11 protein-coding genes are annotated in these 16,631 nt (G+C 74.8%); 1 reads left to right on the top strand and 10 read right to left on the bottom strand.

Annotation, left to right across the window (positions count from 1 at the left end; all coding sequences use genetic code 11):
* Positions 1-6: 6 nt before the first annotated feature.
* On the bottom strand, positions 7-942 hold the full coding sequence (locus tag ACFY0I_RS33630; RefSeq protein WP_388902876.1) for a trypsin-like serine peptidase: 936 nt from the start codon (positions 940-942) through the stop codon (positions 7-9).
* A gap of 220 nt (positions 943-1,162) precedes the next feature.
* Between ACFY0I_RS33630 and ACFY0I_RS33635 the strand changes: the two genes are divergently transcribed.
* The gene (locus ACFY0I_RS33635; RefSeq protein WP_388902878.1) at positions 1,163-2,215 is read left to right on the top strand and encodes a phosphatidylinositol-specific phospholipase C domain-containing protein; all 1,053 of its coding nucleotides are present in this window, start codon (positions 1,163-1,165) and stop codon (positions 2,213-2,215) included.
* 133 nt (positions 2,216-2,348) lie between these two features.
* Here ACFY0I_RS33635 and ACFY0I_RS33640 read toward each other — a convergent pair whose 3' ends face one another.
* The 9 genes from ACFY0I_RS33640 to ACFY0I_RS33680 form a co-directional block, all read right to left on the bottom strand.
* A complete protein-coding gene (locus ACFY0I_RS33640; RefSeq protein WP_388902881.1) occupies positions 2,349-3,062 on the bottom strand; it encodes a 4'-phosphopantetheinyl transferase family protein in 714 nt (237 codons plus the stop codon).
* Between the two features lie 10 nt (positions 3,063-3,072).
* Positions 3,073-4,344 carry an MFS transporter gene (locus ACFY0I_RS33645; RefSeq protein ID WP_383994002.1) on the bottom strand — a complete coding sequence of 424 codons (1,272 nt, stop codon included), beginning with the start codon at positions 4,342-4,344 and terminating at the stop codon, positions 3,073-3,075.
* A 192-nt stretch (positions 4,345-4,536) separates the two neighbouring features.
* Positions 4,537-4,842 (bottom strand): hypothetical protein, encoded by a 306-nt coding sequence (locus tag ACFY0I_RS33650; protein ID WP_388902883.1) that lies wholly within the window; start codon positions 4,840-4,842, stop codon positions 4,537-4,539.
* Positions 4,839-6,152, bottom strand: coding sequence for a glutamate synthase-related protein (locus ACFY0I_RS33655; RefSeq protein WP_388902884.1), 1,314 nt, complete (start codon positions 6,150-6,152; stop codon positions 4,839-4,841). Before ACFY0I_RS33655 ends, ACFY0I_RS33650 begins: the two co-directional genes overlap by 4 nt.
* Complete coding sequence (locus ACFY0I_RS33660) at positions 6,149-7,132, bottom strand: asparagine synthetase A (RefSeq protein WP_388902886.1); 984 nt, start codon at positions 7,130-7,132, stop codon at positions 6,149-6,151. Before ACFY0I_RS33660 ends, ACFY0I_RS33655 begins: the two co-directional genes overlap by 4 nt.
* An 83-nt stretch (positions 7,133-7,215) precedes the next feature.
* Positions 7,216-8,628, bottom strand: coding sequence for a methylaspartate mutase (locus ACFY0I_RS33665; RefSeq protein WP_388902888.1), 1,413 nt, complete (start codon positions 8,626-8,628; stop codon positions 7,216-7,218).
* The gene (locus ACFY0I_RS33670; protein WP_388902995.1) at positions 8,625-9,053 is read right to left on the bottom strand and encodes a cobalamin B12-binding domain-containing protein; all 429 of its coding nucleotides are present in this window, start codon (positions 9,051-9,053) and stop codon (positions 8,625-8,627) included. The genes ACFY0I_RS33665 and ACFY0I_RS33670 overlap by 4 nt, the downstream gene beginning before the upstream one ends.
* Before the next feature lie 180 nt (positions 9,054-9,233).
* Positions 9,234-9,440 (bottom strand): MbtH family protein, encoded by a 207-nt coding sequence (locus ACFY0I_RS33675; protein ID WP_388902891.1) that lies wholly within the window; start codon positions 9,438-9,440, stop codon positions 9,234-9,236.
* Entirely contained in the window at positions 9,437-16,603 is a 7,167-nt protein-coding gene (locus tag ACFY0I_RS33680) for an amino acid adenylation domain-containing protein (protein ID WP_388902893.1), read from the bottom strand. The genes ACFY0I_RS33675 and ACFY0I_RS33680 overlap by 4 nt, the downstream gene beginning before the upstream one ends.
* Positions 16,604-16,631 lie beyond the last annotated feature (28 nt).

Here is a 16,631-nt window from a genome sequence, read left to right on the forward strand (position 1 = left end):
CGTCGGTCAGCCCGCGGGGCCCGTCGTCACGCGCTCGTACAGGGCGCGGGCGTCCGCGCCGAGGTAACTGCTGTACGAGGTCAGCTCGTCCCCGCCGCCGTCGAGGCCGCCGATCACCCCGATCAGGGTCCGGCCCCCGGTCAGGACGGGGCCGCCGCTGCTGCCGTTGGGAACGCCCGCGCAGTCCAGCCGCAGCTGCGCGGGCCCGGCGGCGACGGCCGTGTTGGCGCAGCCCAGTGGCTCCTCGGAGTCGTTCGGGTAGCCCACCAGCCGGGCCGGCGCGGGTAGTTCGGGACCGAAACCGGGCGTCATGGCGCCGGTGAGCGCCTCCAGTCGCGCCCCGGGGCCGCCCGCGCGGCGCACCCGGAGGAAGGCGACGTCGTGGTCCGGGTCCGAGGAGCGGATCCAGCGCGGGTCGACCTCGACGCGGGTGGGCACCCAGACGCCGTAGGGGGCGACGCCGTCCCGGTAGCCGGGGACGAAGGCGAGGTTGGTGCGGAAGCCGCCCTGGTGGACGCAGTGCGCGGCGGTGACGACGAGATCGCCGCCCGGGGAGTGGAGCACGCTCCCGGAGCAGTGGTGGTCGCCGTCCCAGTCGAAGCCGGGGGAGAACAGTGCCCCGATCGCCGGATCGGCCGGCACGGGCCGGGCCTCCAGCGGGTCGGAGGGCCGCCACGCGGCGGCCCGGTCCGGTCCGGTCGCGGCGAGCGGGCGGGCGCCGGCCGCGGGCTCCTCGCGCAGGGCCTCGCGTACGTCCGCGCCCGCCCGGTCCGCGAGCCCGGGATCCTGTACGTAGCCGCCGTGCGCCGCGTCGCCCCGCGCGACGGGCCCCAACAGCGCGCTCAGCTCCACCCGGTGGGCGAAGCCGCCGGCCACCAGGGCGCAGCAGACGGCGGCCGGCAGGAGGACCCGTACGGTCCGCCCCGTCGTCCAGCCCGGCATCAGGTGCTCCCGCCCTCGTCGATGATCCGCCGCCCTGTTCGACGGGTGCGGGGGTGAGCCGGGTTCCCGCATCGGTACGTGTCCGCCCTCACAGCCGCACCCTTCTTCCTCGGCCCGCCGCGCGCCTTCCTCGGCCGGTCATCCGGCGTCCTTCCGCACGTCATTGAACTCCCTTACTCTCCAGGCGACTTACGCGCCGGTAACCGAGGGAGTCGACGGCATGAGCATACGGAATCGGATGACGGGCGCCGCGGTGGCCGCACTCGCGGCCCTGGGCCTGGTCCTGGGCACGGCCCCGGCGGGAGCCGCCGCCCCGCAGGGGACGGACGACCTGCCGTTCGCCGGCTCCACGGGCGTCGGCGTGCACAACGCGTACGAGAAGGCCAAGTACCCCTACTTCGCCGACGCCCTGGACTCCGGGGCGGCGATGCTGGAGATCGACGTGTGGACCAACTTCTTCGGCAGCTCGTGGCGGGTCGCGCACGACAACCCCTTCGGCAACGACAACAACTGTGAGAACGCCACCAGTCCCGCCCAGTTGCGCACCAAGTCCCGCAACCAGAACCTCGCGGGCTGCCTCTCCGACATCCGCAGCTGGCACGACGCCCACCCCGGACACCGGCCCGTCGTACTGAAGTTGGAGCTCAAGGACGGCTTCGCCGCGAACCTCGGGCGCGGCCCCGCCGAACTCGACGCCCTGCTCGACTCCAAACTGGGCGACGCCCTCTACCGGCCGGCGCAGCTCGCCGCCGGCCACCCCGACCTGGACACCGCCGCCCGCGCCGGCGCCTGGCCGAGCCGGTCGGGCATGGCCGGGAAGTTCCTCGTCGAGCTGATCCCCGGCACGCTGGAGGAGGGCAACAGCGCCGACAAGCTGTGGACGGACCGCGAGTACGCCCAACACCTGCGCTCCCTGGCCGCCGCCGGCCGGCTCGGCCGGGCCGCGGCGTTCCCGGCGGTGCACCGGGCCGAGGCGGGGGACCCCCGAGGCCGCTACGCCGACACCACGCTCCGCCCGTGGTTCGTCGTCTTCGACGGCGACGCGAGCGCGTACGTCGGCGGCTCCATCGACACCGGTTGGTACGCCCGCAACAACTACCTGCTGATCGCCACCTCCGCACACGACGTCGCCCCCGCCATCGACGGCGTCCGCCCCACCGAGGCCCAGGCCCGCGACCGCGTCGCCCTACTGGCCGGCCGGCACGCCAGCATCGCCTCGGCGGACTGGTACCCCCTGCCGACCGTCCTCGCCACGATCCTGCCCCGGGGCTAGACGGCCTCCTACGGATCCTGCCCTACCCATGTGGCCCGGACGGTCCGGTGCCGTGGCCGGGAGCGGCCGGTCGCGGCGCCCGACGAGCGGCCGCGACCGGCGCGCTCGACGCGCAACCCGGTCCCGCGGCCGGTCATCGGCGCAGGGCCACCGCCGCGCGGTGCCCCTCAGGGACACGTACGTCCGTCAGGGACCAGCCCGGCGGCTGGGCCGGGTGCCGGCCCGAACCCACGTAGTCCGCGGCCGGGTTCTCCGACAGCCCCACGCCCAGCCCCTTGAGGTAGGCCTCCTTGCGGGTCCACACCCGGGTGAAGGCCGCCGACCGCTGCGCGGCCGGCAGTGCGGCGAGTTCCGCCGCCTCCCTCGGGTGCAGGACGTCGGCGGTGTCCGCGATCACGCCCGGGGCGACGAGTTCCTCCACGTCCACGCCGACCGGCGCGTCCGCGAAGGCCAACAGGCTGAGTCCGGTGCAGTGCGAGAGCGAGAAGTGCAGGGCTCCGCCCGGCAGTACGGGCCTTCCGTGCGGTTCGTCGCAGTGCGAGCAGGGCGCCCGCTCGACGGTCACCTCGCGCGGGGTCAGGCCCAGGTAGGCGCCGAGCAGCCGGCGCAGGGCGACGTGCGCGCAGACGTAGCCGTCCCGGTCGGCGGCCCGCGCGAACTCGGCCGCCCGCGCGAGCTCCTGGGCGTCCAGCGTGCCCGGCGCGTGCCGGGCGGCGTGCGCCCGGTAGGCGCTGGTGTCCACGAGCCACAGCTGCGGACTCGCGGGCACCACCACCGCCCGGACGGGACCGGGATCGGTCAGCGGGCGTGGAACCAGCGGCCGGTGGTCGGCGGTCGCGATGGCCATCGCGTCCCCCTCACACCGAGGCCGCGACGGGCGCCCGCTCCGCGGCCGGCTCCTCGGCGTGCACCGGGTGGCGCAGGGCCAGGACGGCGGCGACCGGCGAGACGAAGGCGATCGCACCGCACACCAGCCAGGTCGTCTGGACGCCGATGACCAGCGACAACGAGCTGAAGACGGCGATGGAGATCGGGGCGGTGCCGATCCCGGCGAGGGAGAGGGTGGACATCGCGGCGCCCATCCGGTCCTCCGGCGCGGACTGCTGGTAGAGGGTGACGATGGCCGGGCCGTTGAGCCCGGAGAGCAGACCGACCCCGGCCGCGACGGCCGTCAGCGAGAGCACCGAGGGCATCAGCGCCATCACGAGGATCCCGGCCGCCAGGCCGACACCGGTCACCACGAGCCGTACGAACATGGGGATGCGGTGCGCGAGCGCCGCGCCGACCGCGCTGGAGCCCAGGGCGCCCACGCTGAACGCCGCGAGGACGATGCCGACCGCGCTCACGCCCCAGCCGCGCTCGGACACCAGCAGCGGCAGCGCCACCTCGGCCGGCCAGCTGAACGCCAGGTCCAGGCAGAGGGCGGCGACGAACATCCACCGCAGCCGCGGGTGCCGGGCCAGCAACCGGAACCCGTCCCCGGACCGTTTGACCAGGGAGACCCCCGGTTCCGGCTTCGGGCGGACGAACCCGTGGGTGACGTGCAGCAGGCAGCCGAGCCAGACGGCGCCGGTGACCGCGCCGACCAGCATCGCCACCCACAGTTCCCCGACGGTGATCAGGAACGCGCCGGCGGGGGCGCCCAGGATGGGCGCCACGCGCAGCACCATCGCGTACAGGGAGTTGGCGCGGGCCAGTTGGTCGCCCCGGGCGAACATGGGCAGCAGGACGCCCGACGCCGGGCCCGCCAGCCCCAGCAGGATCCCCTCGATCAGGGCGATCACCACCAGCGGCCACAGCTCCTGGGTGGTGGCCGTGACCACGGCCCCGACGGCGAGCAGCGCCACCCGGGCCGCGGTGGTGCGCAGCAGGACGAAGCGGGGGCCGAGGGTGTCGGCGACGGCCCCGCCGAAGATCAGCATGAGGGCGCGGGGCACGGTGGCGGCGAGCATCAGCAACGTCACGGCTCGGGTTCCGCCGAGCTCGACCGCCGTCCAGTTCATGGCGATCAGCAGGGCGAAGCTACCGAGCTGGACGGCGGCCTGGCCGCCGACGAGGGAACTGACGCGGCCCCACTGCACCCGCTCGTGGTCGGGGGGCCGGACGGGCTGCGGTACGGGGGTGTCCATGGAGCACCTTCTCTGCGAGGCGTTCGGGGGAGGGGACTTGCGGGTCGATCAGGGAGTACGGGTCCATCGGGGGTACGGGGTTCACGCGCCGCGGGTCGGGCCGCGCGGGTCGGGGTGCCGGGGTGCCGGGTGTTGCGTGGGCGTGCGGGTCGGGGTGCCGGGTGATGCGTCGGCGTGCGTGCGGGCTTGCGGTCAGGGGCGGGGCCGGGTCGCCAGGGCTCGGGCCACGGCTCGGCGGCCGGCCCGCGCCAGGTCGGCGGCCCGGGGCGCGGGCCCGCGCGTACGCAGCTCCAGGTGCCCGCCGAGGTGGCCGAGCCCGGCCTCGGTGAGGGCCCGGCGGGCGGCGGGACCCGCCACCCGCCCGGCCGGCCCGGGGCGGACGGTGACCCCGGGGAGGTCGCCGAGCCGGAACCGGGCCCGTACGACTCCGCCCCATCGGCCCGGCGCCACGGCGCGGGCCGCGCCACCGGCCGGGGCCCCGGGCGGGCGGCCGCTCACACCGGCCCGCCGACGGGGAGCGGGGCCACCGGTGCGGGGTCGCCGGGCGACCACAGGTCCTCGGGGCTCAGGTCGGCGGGCCGGTACTGCCCGACGGCGCTGATCAACAGCCGCACCTCCAGGGCGAGGGCCTCCACCAGCCGGACCAGGCCCTCGTCGGGGTCCTCGTCCACCGCGAGCAGGGCCGCCCGGCCCAGCCCCACCGCCGTCGCGCCCAACGCGAGGGCCCGTACGGCGCGACCGCCCTCCCACATCCGGCCCGATGCCAACAGGGCCGCGCCGGCGGGGCGTTCGATCCTGCGCAGGCATTCCCCGAGGGGCAGACCGGCCCCGTCCAGGAACACCCGCGGCGCCCAGCCGGTGCCGCCCTCGGCGCCGTCGACGGTGACCGCGTCGGCGCCCGCCGCCCAGGCCGTCGCGGCGGCCCGGGCGATGTCACGGCCCGGGTGGAACTTCACCCAGGTCCGGGCCAGCGGGAAGTTGTTCCGCATGAACCGCAGTTGCTGGCGCAGGATCTCCTCGGTGAAGGTCCCCGGTGTCGCGGACCGCAGCCGGCGTCCGGCGGGTTCGCCCAGCAGGTCCCGGACGGCGAACCGCCCGGCCAGCCGCTCGGCCTCGGCCGCGCCGACCACCGTCATCCCGCCGAGGCCCGGCTTAGCGCCCTGGCCGGTCTTCAGCTCGAAGCCGAGCCGCCCGGAATCCCGCAGGGGGCGGGACCCCGGATCGCTGTAGAGCAGGTTCCACACCTCGGAGTCGGCATCCTCGGTGGACTGCTGCACCACCACCCCGCCGACCCCGTCCGCGAGGTGCTCCGCGTACGCCGCGACCCGTTCCAGCAGCGCCGACCGGCTGCCGTAGCCGTGCACCGGCACCATGTTCTCGCCGATCACCATCGGGACGCCGAGCCGTGCGGCCTGTCGCGCGGCGGCCACGCCGAGGTCACCGCTGCCCGCCCGGGTGGAGCCGAACGCCGAGAGGTAGAGCGGCAGTCGAGAGGCGAAGCCGCCCACCTGGGTGCGCAGGTCCACGTCCTCGTACGAGGGCTCCCGGCCCAGGTCGATCAGCTTCTCCAGCCGCCTGGGCATGAACACCGGCGGGGCGAGGCGCAGCGAGTCCAGCCAGTCGCAGCCGTCCTCGACGCCGGCCGCCCGCGGCCCGCCGCAGCCGTCCCGGCCGGCCGGGACGGGCGCGGCTCCGAACAGGCGGGTCCCGTAGCCGTCCGCGGCGGGGAACGCCTCGGCCGTGCCCGCCCGGGCCCGGGCGCGTACGGCGTCCGCCGGGAACCCGGCCGCTTCCAGGGCGCCGCTCACGGGGCGATCACCCCCGGCAGCTTCGGGTAGGCGCTGACCTGCCACAGCGCGTCCAGGCCGGTCAGGTACCGGACGAGGCGCTGGAGGCCCATCCCGAAGCCGGCGCTCGCCTCGATGCCCTCGCGGGCCAGCTCCAGGTACCAGGCGTACTTGGCCGGGTTCTCGCCGCTCTCCCGCATCCGGGTGACGATCGTCGCGTAGTCGTTCTCCCGCTCGCTGCCGCTGACCAGCTCGCCGAACCCGCCGTGCGCGATCAGGTCGAAGTTCCGCAGCACACCCGGCTGTTCGCGGTCCTCGCGGTCGTAGAACCCGCGCGAGCCCTTCGGGTAGTCGTTGACGAAGAACGGCCGGTCGGCCTCCAGGGAGAGGATCCGTTCGCCCGCCCAGTCGATCTCCGCGTCCGGGCTCTGCGCGTGGCCCCCGGCCAAGAGCCTCGCCACCGCCTCCGCGTGCGTCAGGGAATCGAACTTGCCCTGCCGCAGTTCGGCGAACTCCAGCTCGTCCCGCCCCAGTTCGCGCAGCACCTGGGGGACCGCCGTCCACACGTGCCGCACCACGTGCGTCAGCAGCCCGGCGGCGAGCTCCTGGACGTCGCGGCGGGTCCCGCCCGCCAGCTCCACGTCGATCTGGTGGAACTCCACCAGGTGCCGGCCCGTGGAAGCCGTCTCCGGCGGCTCCACCCGGACGTTCGGGGCGATGTAGAACAGCCGTGGAAAGCCCTTCAACGAGGCCTGCTTGTAGAGGATCGCGCTCGTCATCAGCTTGTACGGCTGCCCGTAGTAGTCCACGTCGAGGGCCTTCGCGCCGCGCCCGCCCGGATCGGTCACCGGGCCGATCAGTGGCGGCAGCAGCTCCACGAAGTCCTCGCCGCGCAGGAACTCCCTTGCCGCGTACAGGGCTTCCTGTTGTACGAGCATCGCGGAGCGCAGGCGCGGCGAACGGAGGTGCTCGCCGAGCGGGGGAGGGGTTCGAAGCTCCATGTCGACTCCTGTCGGTCTGTGGGTCATTGGTCCGTACGGGGACGGGTCGGTCGTGGCCGGCGTGCCCGCCGGCCGGGGTCCGGTCACTCCCCGTCCTGCGGTGCGTCGTAGCGCCGGGCCACCCCGTGCACGGCCGCGAGCAGTCCGTCCGAGGTCAGGGCCGGGGCGGACGCTCCCGCGCCGGGGGCCGGGCAGGGCGTCGCCGGCATCGAGCCGGTCCGGGACCAGCGCAGCCGTCCACCCGCGTCGACGAAACTGCGCGAGCGGCCCGCGTTGTCCGGGTGCAGGCAGTACGGGACGTCCAGCACGCCCCGCGCGAACGCGGCCCGCAGGGCCCGTCCGAGGTCCTCGTCCAGCTCCAGCACCGCCTCCACGAAGGCCCGGGCCTCCCGGTACACCTCGCTGTCGGTGTCGGAGCTGTCGGAGCGGTTCGAGAGGTCGGCGCCCGCGAACCCGATGCCGTCGAACCGGGGGTCCGGCGGCCCCCCGCCCGGCCCGCTGTGCGGGGAGCGGGGGCGTTCTTGCAGGGCCGCCGTCGCCGCGGCCGTCTCCAGCGCCCGTACGTTCTCCAGCACCGTCGGGATCCGGTACGCCTCGGCGGCCGTCTTCACGATCAGCCGCTGCGCCCCGGACCGTACGGCGAGCCGCGCCGAGGCCTCCAGCAGCCGGGTGGCGCCCCGGGCGGTGTGCGGGAAGACGCCCATGTACGTGTAGAGCACCACGTGCCGGTCCACCCGGGCCGGCAGGAACTCGCCGGCGAGGCGGCGCAGCGCCCGGACGGCCTCCGCGTCCTGTTCGGGGTCGGTCTGCTGGGCGTAGCTGAGGGAGACGCTGCTGATGCCGTGGCGGACGAAGAACATCCCCTCCAGCAGGCTCAGCGCCACCAGCAGCCCGGGCGGGCAGAGCTGGCCGAGCATGCAGCCGCCGAAGCTCTCCAGGTGCGGGACCCGGGGCGCGGGCACCAGCGAGGCCAGGAGTTCGCAGCAACGGGCCCAGTTCTCCACGGACTCGGCGAGCGGGGTGCGTCCGTAGGGCAGGCAGTACGAGACCGGTCCCCCCTCGGTGGCGTCGAGCCCGGCTGCCGCCAGCGCCCGCACGATGGCCTCGGGGCGGGAGGAGCCGTGCCGGACCTGGACGGGGAAGCCCGGGCCGGCCAGCCCGTCCAGCAGGGACCGGGTCAGTTCGACGGGGTGGGTGGTGATCGGGTAGCCGTTGAGGGCGGTGCCCTCGGCCACCGCCGCCCGGGCCGCGGCGACGTCCCCGACCCGGGTGTAGCTGTCGATGGTGAGGGTGCCGACGGTGGTGGCGACGGCGTTCTTCGTGCGTTCCAGCCCGGCCCGCATCCGGCGCGGATCGCCGAACCCCATGCGGGGCTGCACGACGAGCTGTCCGGCGGCGGCGGCGCGGGCCACGAAGCCCCCGAAGGAGGCGTCGGGTTGCGGGGCGCCCGGCTCCCGCTGCACCCCTGGGGTCAGCAGGGCGGCGCCGCCGGTCATGCCACGGCCCGCGGGACGGACCGGCCGACGGCGAGCGTGGTGAGGTAGTCCCGCAGGGCGGCCACGTTCCCGTCGTCGAAGACGGCGTCACAGCCGGCGTCCAGGAGGCGTCCGCGCTGCTCGGGGTCCGCGACCCCGGCGACGCCCAGTTTGCCGCCGATGACGACCGGCAGGGTCAGACCGGCCCGCCGCACGGCCCGTACGGCGCCCAGCCCGTCGCGGTAGCCGTGGCCGTTGACGCTGCTGATGACCAGGAGGTCCGGTCGGGCCGGCCCGTCGGTGGCGCAGGCTCCGGTCAGCAGGTCGTCCGGTACGCAGGGGCCGAGGTTGTGGACCCGGTGCCCGAGCTCCTCCAGGAAGAGCTGGAGGTAGACCAGGTTCCAGGTGTGGGAATCCGATGCCGTGCCGCTCAGCAGGATGTCCATATTCCGTCGTCGCATACCGAGAATATAGAAAGCGGTCGAAGGGGCGAGGGGAAGTTGTGGCGGCAGTATCGGAGAATTCGAGCGGAACCGGCGGCGCCGGAGCGGGCCGGCGGGGTAAAGAGAAATGGCCGTGCCCGCGGTGCGGGGCACGGCCATTTCGATTCCGGTTCGGATTTTTGGTCAGGAGTACTGGGCGACCAGGCTCCGCGGCCGGATGTCGGTCCAGTGGTGTTCGACCCAGGCGAGTGCGTCCGCTCGGGTGCCCTCGCCCCACACGGCCTCCCAGCCGGCCGGGATGTGCGCGAACACAGGCCACAGGGCGTGCTGCCCCTCGGCGTTGACCACGACGCGGAAGGTGCCTTCGGTGTCGTCGAAAGGATTGGTCATGACAGACTCCTCAATTTCTCGGAAAGAATGCGGCCGATCATCGCAAGTGGTTCCGGTTCGCCCATCCTGGTGTGTGGAACACCGATCAGATGATTCTCCACCCGGCCCTCCACATAGGGAATCCAATGCTGGGCGAGGGTGTTTTCCGTTTCCCCGTCCTCCAGGGCCGCCAAGAAGAGCAGATCCGTGGCGACCGGACGCGGGGCGTACAGGTTCATGATTTCGGCGTGGTTGATGGATGCGCCGATCACCGAGCGGATCTCCGCGTCGGAGAAGGCGCCGAGCACCGGGTCCTTCAGGCGCACCAGCCCGATGAGCGCGTCCACGTCGAAGGGGGCGTCCTCGGGCTCGTCGGTGGCGTCGCCGACGAGCATGTCCCGCTTCTGCGCCGGCGTCATCCGGCGCCGCTCGGGCTCCGTCGGCAGCAGGTGCACGTCCATCATGGCCAGCAGGTCGGTGCGTTCGCCGAGCTCGGCGAGGCGTACCGCCAGCGCGTGGGCGACCGTGCCGCCGAAGGACCAGCCGAGGAAGCGGTACGGTCCGTGCGGCTGGATCCCGCGGATCAGCGGCAGGTAGTCGTCCACCATCTCCTCGACGGACCCGGGGGAGTGCCCCAGTTCGCTCAGCGCCCGCGCCTGGACCGCGTACAGCGGTTGGTCCGGGCCGAGGTGACGGGCCAGCCCGGCGTACGGCCAGCCGACGCCCGTCCCCGGGTGGAGGCAGAACAGCGGCCGCTCCGCGCCCCGGGTGTTCAGCGGCAGCAGCACCCCCATCGGGTCGAAGCCGGAGGGTTCGTCGCCGAGGAGCCCGGCGACCGTCGGCGTGCGGAACAGGTCGCGGACACCGAGCTCCAGGCCCAGGACGGTCCGCATCCGGCTCACCAACCGTACGCCGAGCAGCGAATGCCCGCCCAGGGCGAAGAAGTTGTCGTCGATGCCGACCCGCTCCAGCCCCAGCACCTCGGCGAACAGCGAGCACAGCACCTCCTCGCGCGGGGTGCGGGCCGCCCGCCCGCCGCCCCGCTCGGCCGGCGCGGGCGCCGGCAGCGCGGCCCGGTCGGGCTTGCCGTTGACGGTCAGCGGGATCGCGTCGAGCAGCACCGCCGCGGAGGGCACCATGTGCTCGGGCAGTTCGTCCGCCGCCCAGCGCAGCAGCCCCGGCCCGGTCAGGGTGTGCCCCGCGCGGGGCACGGCGTACGCCACGAGCCGCTTGCCGCCCGGACCGTCCTCGCGGACCGTGACGGCGACCTGCCCGACCCCCGGGTGCCGGGCGAGGGTGTCCTCGATCTCACCGGGCTCGATGCGGAACCCGCGCAGTTTGACCTGGCCGTCGGCCCGCCCGATGAACCGCAACTCGCCGCCGGGCGTCCAGTGCGCCAGGTCCCCGGTGCGGTACATGCGGCTGCCGTCCGCCGCGAACGGGTCCGGCAGGAACCGTTCCGCCGTCAGTCCGGGCCGGCCGACGTACCCGCGCGCCACCTGCGTACCGGACAGGTACAGCTCGCCGGCGACCCCGACGGGCACCGGGCGCAGCCGCCCGTCCAGGACGTGGGCGCGGGTGTTGTCGAGGGCCGCGCCCAGGTACACGCCGCGGACCTCCCGCTCGGACAGCGGGAACCGCTGCTGGTGCGAGGCGAAGGTGGTCTCGGTCGGCCCGTACGAGTGGACGAGCACCGTGTCGGGGCAGTGGTCCAGCACCCGTTGGAGCGCGCTCGGGGAGGCCACGTCCCCGCCGGTCCACACCTCGTCGAGGAGCTTGAGGGTGTCCAGGCCCTCGTCCGCCATGATGTGGAACAGGCCCATGGTGAAGTACGCGGCGGTGACCTCGTTGCTGCGGATCGCGTGGTCCAGCTCCGCGACGTCGGTGCCGTCCCCGGGGGCGATCACCAACTGGCCGCCGTTCAACAGCGGCACCCACAGCTCGTAGGTCGAGGCGTCGAAGCCGATCGCCGAATGCACGAGCATCCTGCGGTGGTTGGCCAGGTCCCAGCACCGGTCGGTGACCAGATCGACCACGTTGCGGTGGGTGACCCCGACGCCCTTGGGGCGGCCGGTGGAGCCGGAGGTGAACATCACGTACATCAAGGCGTCCTCGCCGACCCGCACGCCCGGATCGGTCACCGGATGCCCCGACACCGGAGTGTCGGCCGACAACACCCGCACCCCGGCGCCGAGTTGAGCCCGAATGGTCGGAAGACCGGCCTGTGCCTCACCGATGAGCAGCACCCGCGCGCCCACGTCCTCCATCACCATGTCCACGCGTGCCTGCGGCAGCCGCGGGTCCAACGGCACGTACGTCGCCCCGCACTTGAGTACCGCGAGCGCCGCGACCAGCAGGTGCGGGGTGCGCTCCATCAGCAGCCCCACCGCGCCGTCCCGGCCCACGCCCGCCTCGATCAGCCGGTGCGCCAACGCGTTGGCACGCGCGTCCAGCTCCTCGTACCGCAGGGTCTCCTCCCCGTACGAGACGGCGGTCCGCCGCGGCGTGCGCCGGGCCTGCGCCGCGAACCTCTCGTGCACCAGCCCGCAGGCCGCCCGCGGCGCGGCCGTGTCGTTGTACTCGACGACCAGCCGGTGCTCCTCCTCGGCGGACAGCAGCCGTACGTCCCCGATCCGCTGCTCCGGGTCCCGGGCCACGGCGCGCAGCGTCCGCGCCACGTGCCCGGCCAGCACGGCGGCCGTGGCCGCGTCGTACAGGTCCGTCGCGTACTCCAGTACGCCGTCCAGCCCGCCCGGCGCACCGTCGGTGCCGCGCGCCTCGCGCAGCGACAGGGTGAGGTCGAACTTGGTGAACCCGGAGTCCGCACCCACCGCCGTCCCGGCCAGGGCCGACGCGCGGGGCGCGCCCGCCTCGGCCGGCTGGACCTGGACGACCGCCTGCACCAAGGGGTGGTGCGCGGTGGACCGTACCGGGTTCAGCTGCTCCACGACCAGGTCGAAGGGCAGCTCGGCGTGTGCGTAGGCCGCGTAGGCGGTGTCCCGGACCCGACCGAGCAGCTCCGTGAACCGGGGGTCGCCGGAGGTGTCGCAGCGCAGGGCGAGCGTGTTGACGAAGAAGCCGACCAGGTCGTTGAGCGCCTCGTCGTCACGACCCGCCACGACCGTGCCCAGCGGCAGGTCGGTACCGGCGCCGTGCCGGGTGAGGGTGGCGGCGAAGGCCGCCTGGACGACCGTGAACAGGGTGGTCCCGTGGTCCAGGGCCAGGCGCTCCAGCCGGGCGTGCGTGGCGGCGTCCACGGCCAGCGGTGCCGCCGCGCCCCGGTGGGAGGCCTCGGCGGGCCGGGTCCGGGCTCCGGTGAGCTCCAGTACGGGCGGCGCGTCGGCGAGGGCCTCCTTCCAGAAGGCGATGTGCCCGGCGGCTTCCTCGCCGTCCAGCGCGGCCCGCTCCCACAGGGTGTAGTCGGCGTACTGCACCGGCAGCGGCTCCCAGGCGGGGGCGGCCCCGGCCAGCCGGGCCTCGTAGGCGGTGGTCAGGTCGTCGAGCAGCGGGCCGGCGGACCAGCCGTCGGCGGCGATGTGGTGGACCAGCACCACCAGGACCTGATCGCGGCCGTGATCGATCAGCGTGGCCCGGAAGGGCAGTTCGGCCGCGAGGTCGAAGACGTGACCGGCCGCCGCGTCGACGGCGGCGCGCAGCGCGTGGGCGGGCGGGTCCTGCGCGTCATCCGCAGGACCCGCCGCCGGAGCGTCCTGCGGCACCGTGATCCGCTCCAGCACCGGCCGGGCTCCCGCGCACACCCGCTGGTAGGGCTGCCCGTCCACCGCCGGGTACACGGTCCGCAGGACCTCGTGCCGCTCCGCGACGTCGGCCAGGGCCTCGGCGAGCGCCCCGGGCTCCAGCGGCCGGTCCGGTCGGAGCACGAAGGGGATGTTGTACGAGCGGCTCGGCCCCTCCAACTGGTCCACGAACCACAGCCGGCGTTGCGCGTACGACAGCGGGATCCGTTCGGGGCGGAGCGCGGCCGGCACCGCGGCCGGTCCGGGTCGCCCGTCGTGCCGGGCGGGCGCCGACTCCGCTCCCCTGGTGGTCGGGGCGGGCCCGGTGTCCGCAGCCGGTTCGGTGAGGAGCCGTCGGGCGAGGCCGGCGGGCGTCGGGTCGAGGAACAGGTCGCGGATCCGCGCCTGTACCCCGAGCGTCGCGCGGATGCGGTTCACCAGGCGGATCCCCATCATCGAATGGCCGCCCTCCGCGAAGAAGTTGGCGTCCGGCGCCACCGGACCCGCGAGCCCGATGACCTCCCCGAACAGCGCGCACAGCAGCTGCTCGGCGGGGGAGTGCGTGGCGGGAGCGGGGTCCGTTCCGGGTGCCGTCACGGTCGGCCGCTCCCGGAGCCCGGTCAGGACCGCGGCCTCCTCCGCGGTCGGCAGCGGGCGGGCGCCCGGCCGGGCGTCGGGGTCGGCGGCGGCCCGCGCGAGGGCTCGTACGAACAGGTCCAGCAGCAGCTGGGCGGTCTCCCGGTCGAACAGGTCCACCGCGTACTGCCACCACACCTCCAGCCCGCCGTCCGCGCGCTCCACGCAGGAGGCGCTGAGGTCGAACTTGGCCACCTCCAGGCCCGGTTCGACGAACCGGCCGGACAGCGGTCCGGCGCTCACCACGCCCTCGGTGCCGCCCGATTCCGCGTCGGCCGCCTCCTGGGCGGTCAGCATCACCTGGAAGAACGGGTTGACGGCCGAGGTCCGCTGCGGCCGCAGGTGCTCCACCAGCAGGTCGAAGGGCAGTTCCTGGTGCGCGTACGCGGCCAGGTCCGCCTCCCGCGCCCGGTCCACCAGTTCCGCGTACGAGGCGTCGCCCGATACGTCGGTGCGCAGCACCAGGGTGTTCACGAAGAAGCCGACCAGGTCGTTCAGGGCCTCGTCGGCCCGGCCCGCCACCGGGGTGCCGATGGCGATGTCCGTTCCGGCGCCGGTCGCCGCCAGGGCCAGTGCGAGGGCGGGCTGCACCACCATGAGCAGGCTCGCGCCGCGTTCCTCGGCCAGCGCCACGAGTCGACGGTGCGCGTCCGCGTCGAGCCGGGCGACGATCGTCGCGCCCCCGCCGCCGGGCTCGGCGGGTCGGGGCCGGTCCGTCGGCAGGTCCAGTACGCCCGGCATGCCGGCCAGGGCGGCCCGCCAGTGCTCCACCAGGGGCTCGGGATCCTCCAACAACTCCCGCTGCCACAGGGTGTAGTCGGCGTACTGCACCGGCAGCGGCTCCCACTCGGGCGCCGATCCCGCACGGCGGGCCTCGTACGCCCGCGCCAGGTCGCGCAGCAGCGGGCCCACCGACCAGCCGTCGGTGGCGATGTGATGGGTCAGCAACGCCAGGGTCGCGGACCCGTCACCCGGTACGAACAGGCGTGCTCGGATCGGGAGTTGTGCGCCCAGATCGAACGTAGTCGCGGTGAACAGGGCCACCGACCGGGCCAGTTCCTCCGTCCCGCACGGCCTGACGTCGAGCTCCACCGGCGGAGCGGACAGCACGTGCTGGTACGGCTCCGCGTCCACGGCCGGGTACACCGTCCGCAGCACCTCGTGCCGCTCCACCACGTCGGCGAGCGCCGCCGACAGGAGGGCCCGGTCCGGGACGGCGTCCAGGCGCAGCACGACCGGCAGGTTGTACGTCGCGGAGGGCCCCTCCAGCGAGGCCAGGAACCACAGCCGGCGCTGCGCGTACGAGAGCGGTACCCGCTCCTCGGCGGGCGGCGGCGCCACCCCGTCGAGCAGGCCGGCCGAGGAGCGGGGTTCGGAGGCCGGCGCACCCCGCAGCGCCTTGCGGTCGATCTTCCCGGACGAGGTCCGGGGCAGCGCCTCCACCAGCGTCACCGTGCCCGGCACGGCCGCGGCCGGCAGCTCCGCCCGGACCCGTTCGCGCAGCTCGCGGGCCTCCACCCCGTCGTCGGCGACCACGTACGCAGCCAGCAACCGCACCCCGTCCGTCGTTTCCCGCGCCACCACGGCCGCCTCGCGCACCCCCGGGTGCGCGGTCAGCACCGACTCCACGGACGCCGGATCCACCCGGTGCCCGTTGATCTTCACCTCGTCGTCGGCCCGCCCCCGGAACCCCAGCAGCCCGTCCGGCCGTACGTGGACCAGGTCCCCGGTGCGGTACGCGCGCTCGGTGCCCAGGGCCGTGAACCGGGCCCGGGTCAGCTCGGGGCGGCCCAGGTAGCCGTCGGCGAGGGCCCCGCCCAGCAGCCACAGCTCCCCGTCGACCACGGCCGCGCGCACTCCCGGCAGCGGCGCCCCGATCGGCACCGGACCGCCCGCGTACCGGGACAGATCGGCGACGGTCGCCACGACGGTGGCCTCCGTCGGCCCGTACGTGTTCCACAACCGGACCCGCTCCGGATCCACCACCGCGCACCACTGCGCGACCCGCTCGGGGAGCGCGGCCTCCCCGCCGATGACCACCGTCCGTAGGCGGGGCGGCAGTTCGGCGATGCCGGTGGCCAGCGCGTGGGCCAGTTCGTGCCAGTACGCGGTCGGCAGGTCGAGCACCGTCACCCCGTGCGCGGCGCAGCCGGCGAGCAGTCCGGGGACGTCGAGCATGTCCTCGTCGCGCAGGACGAGCGCGGCGCCCGAGCCGAGGGTCAGGAAGACCTCCTCCACGCTCGCGTCGAAGTGCAGCGGGGCGAACTGCAGTACGCGGTCCTCGGCGCCGATCCCGTACCGGACGCTCGCCCCCGCCACGAACCGGGCCAGCGCCCCGTGCCCGACGACCACGCCGTTCGGGGTGCCCGTCGACCCGGAGGTGTAGATCACGTAAGCGGTGCCCTCCGGGACCCGGGCGCCGGGAAGTGTGAACTCCCCCTCCATCAGCTCCTGTTCGCGGCCCGAGCAGTCGGCGAGGATCGCCGCGTTCCGGGCGGCCGGGGCCGCGGGATCCAGCGGCAGGTAGGCGGCGCCGGTCCGCAGGGCGGCGAGCAGTCCCACGATCGCGTCGACACCCCGGGGCCGGTGGACGGCCACCAGCCGCCCCGGACCGGCCCCGCCGGCCGCGAGCTCGTCGGCCCGCACCGCCACCGCGAACGCCAGCTGCCCGTACGTCAGCCGCCGCTCTCCGTGCACCAGCGCGGTCCGCTCGGGGTCCTGGGCGGCGATCCGGTCGAGTACGCCGGGTGCCGGAGTGATCGCCGGGCCGCCGTCCAGGACGGCGGAGGCGGTGGGGGCGGTCGAGGGCATCGCGGGGCCTCCAGGCGAGGGTTTCGGG

Origin of the sequence: Streptomyces sp. NPDC001568 (genome assembly GCF_042893755.1) — a bacterium.
Classification (GTDB): Bacteria; Actinomycetota; Actinomycetes; order Streptomycetales; family Streptomycetaceae; genus Streptomyces.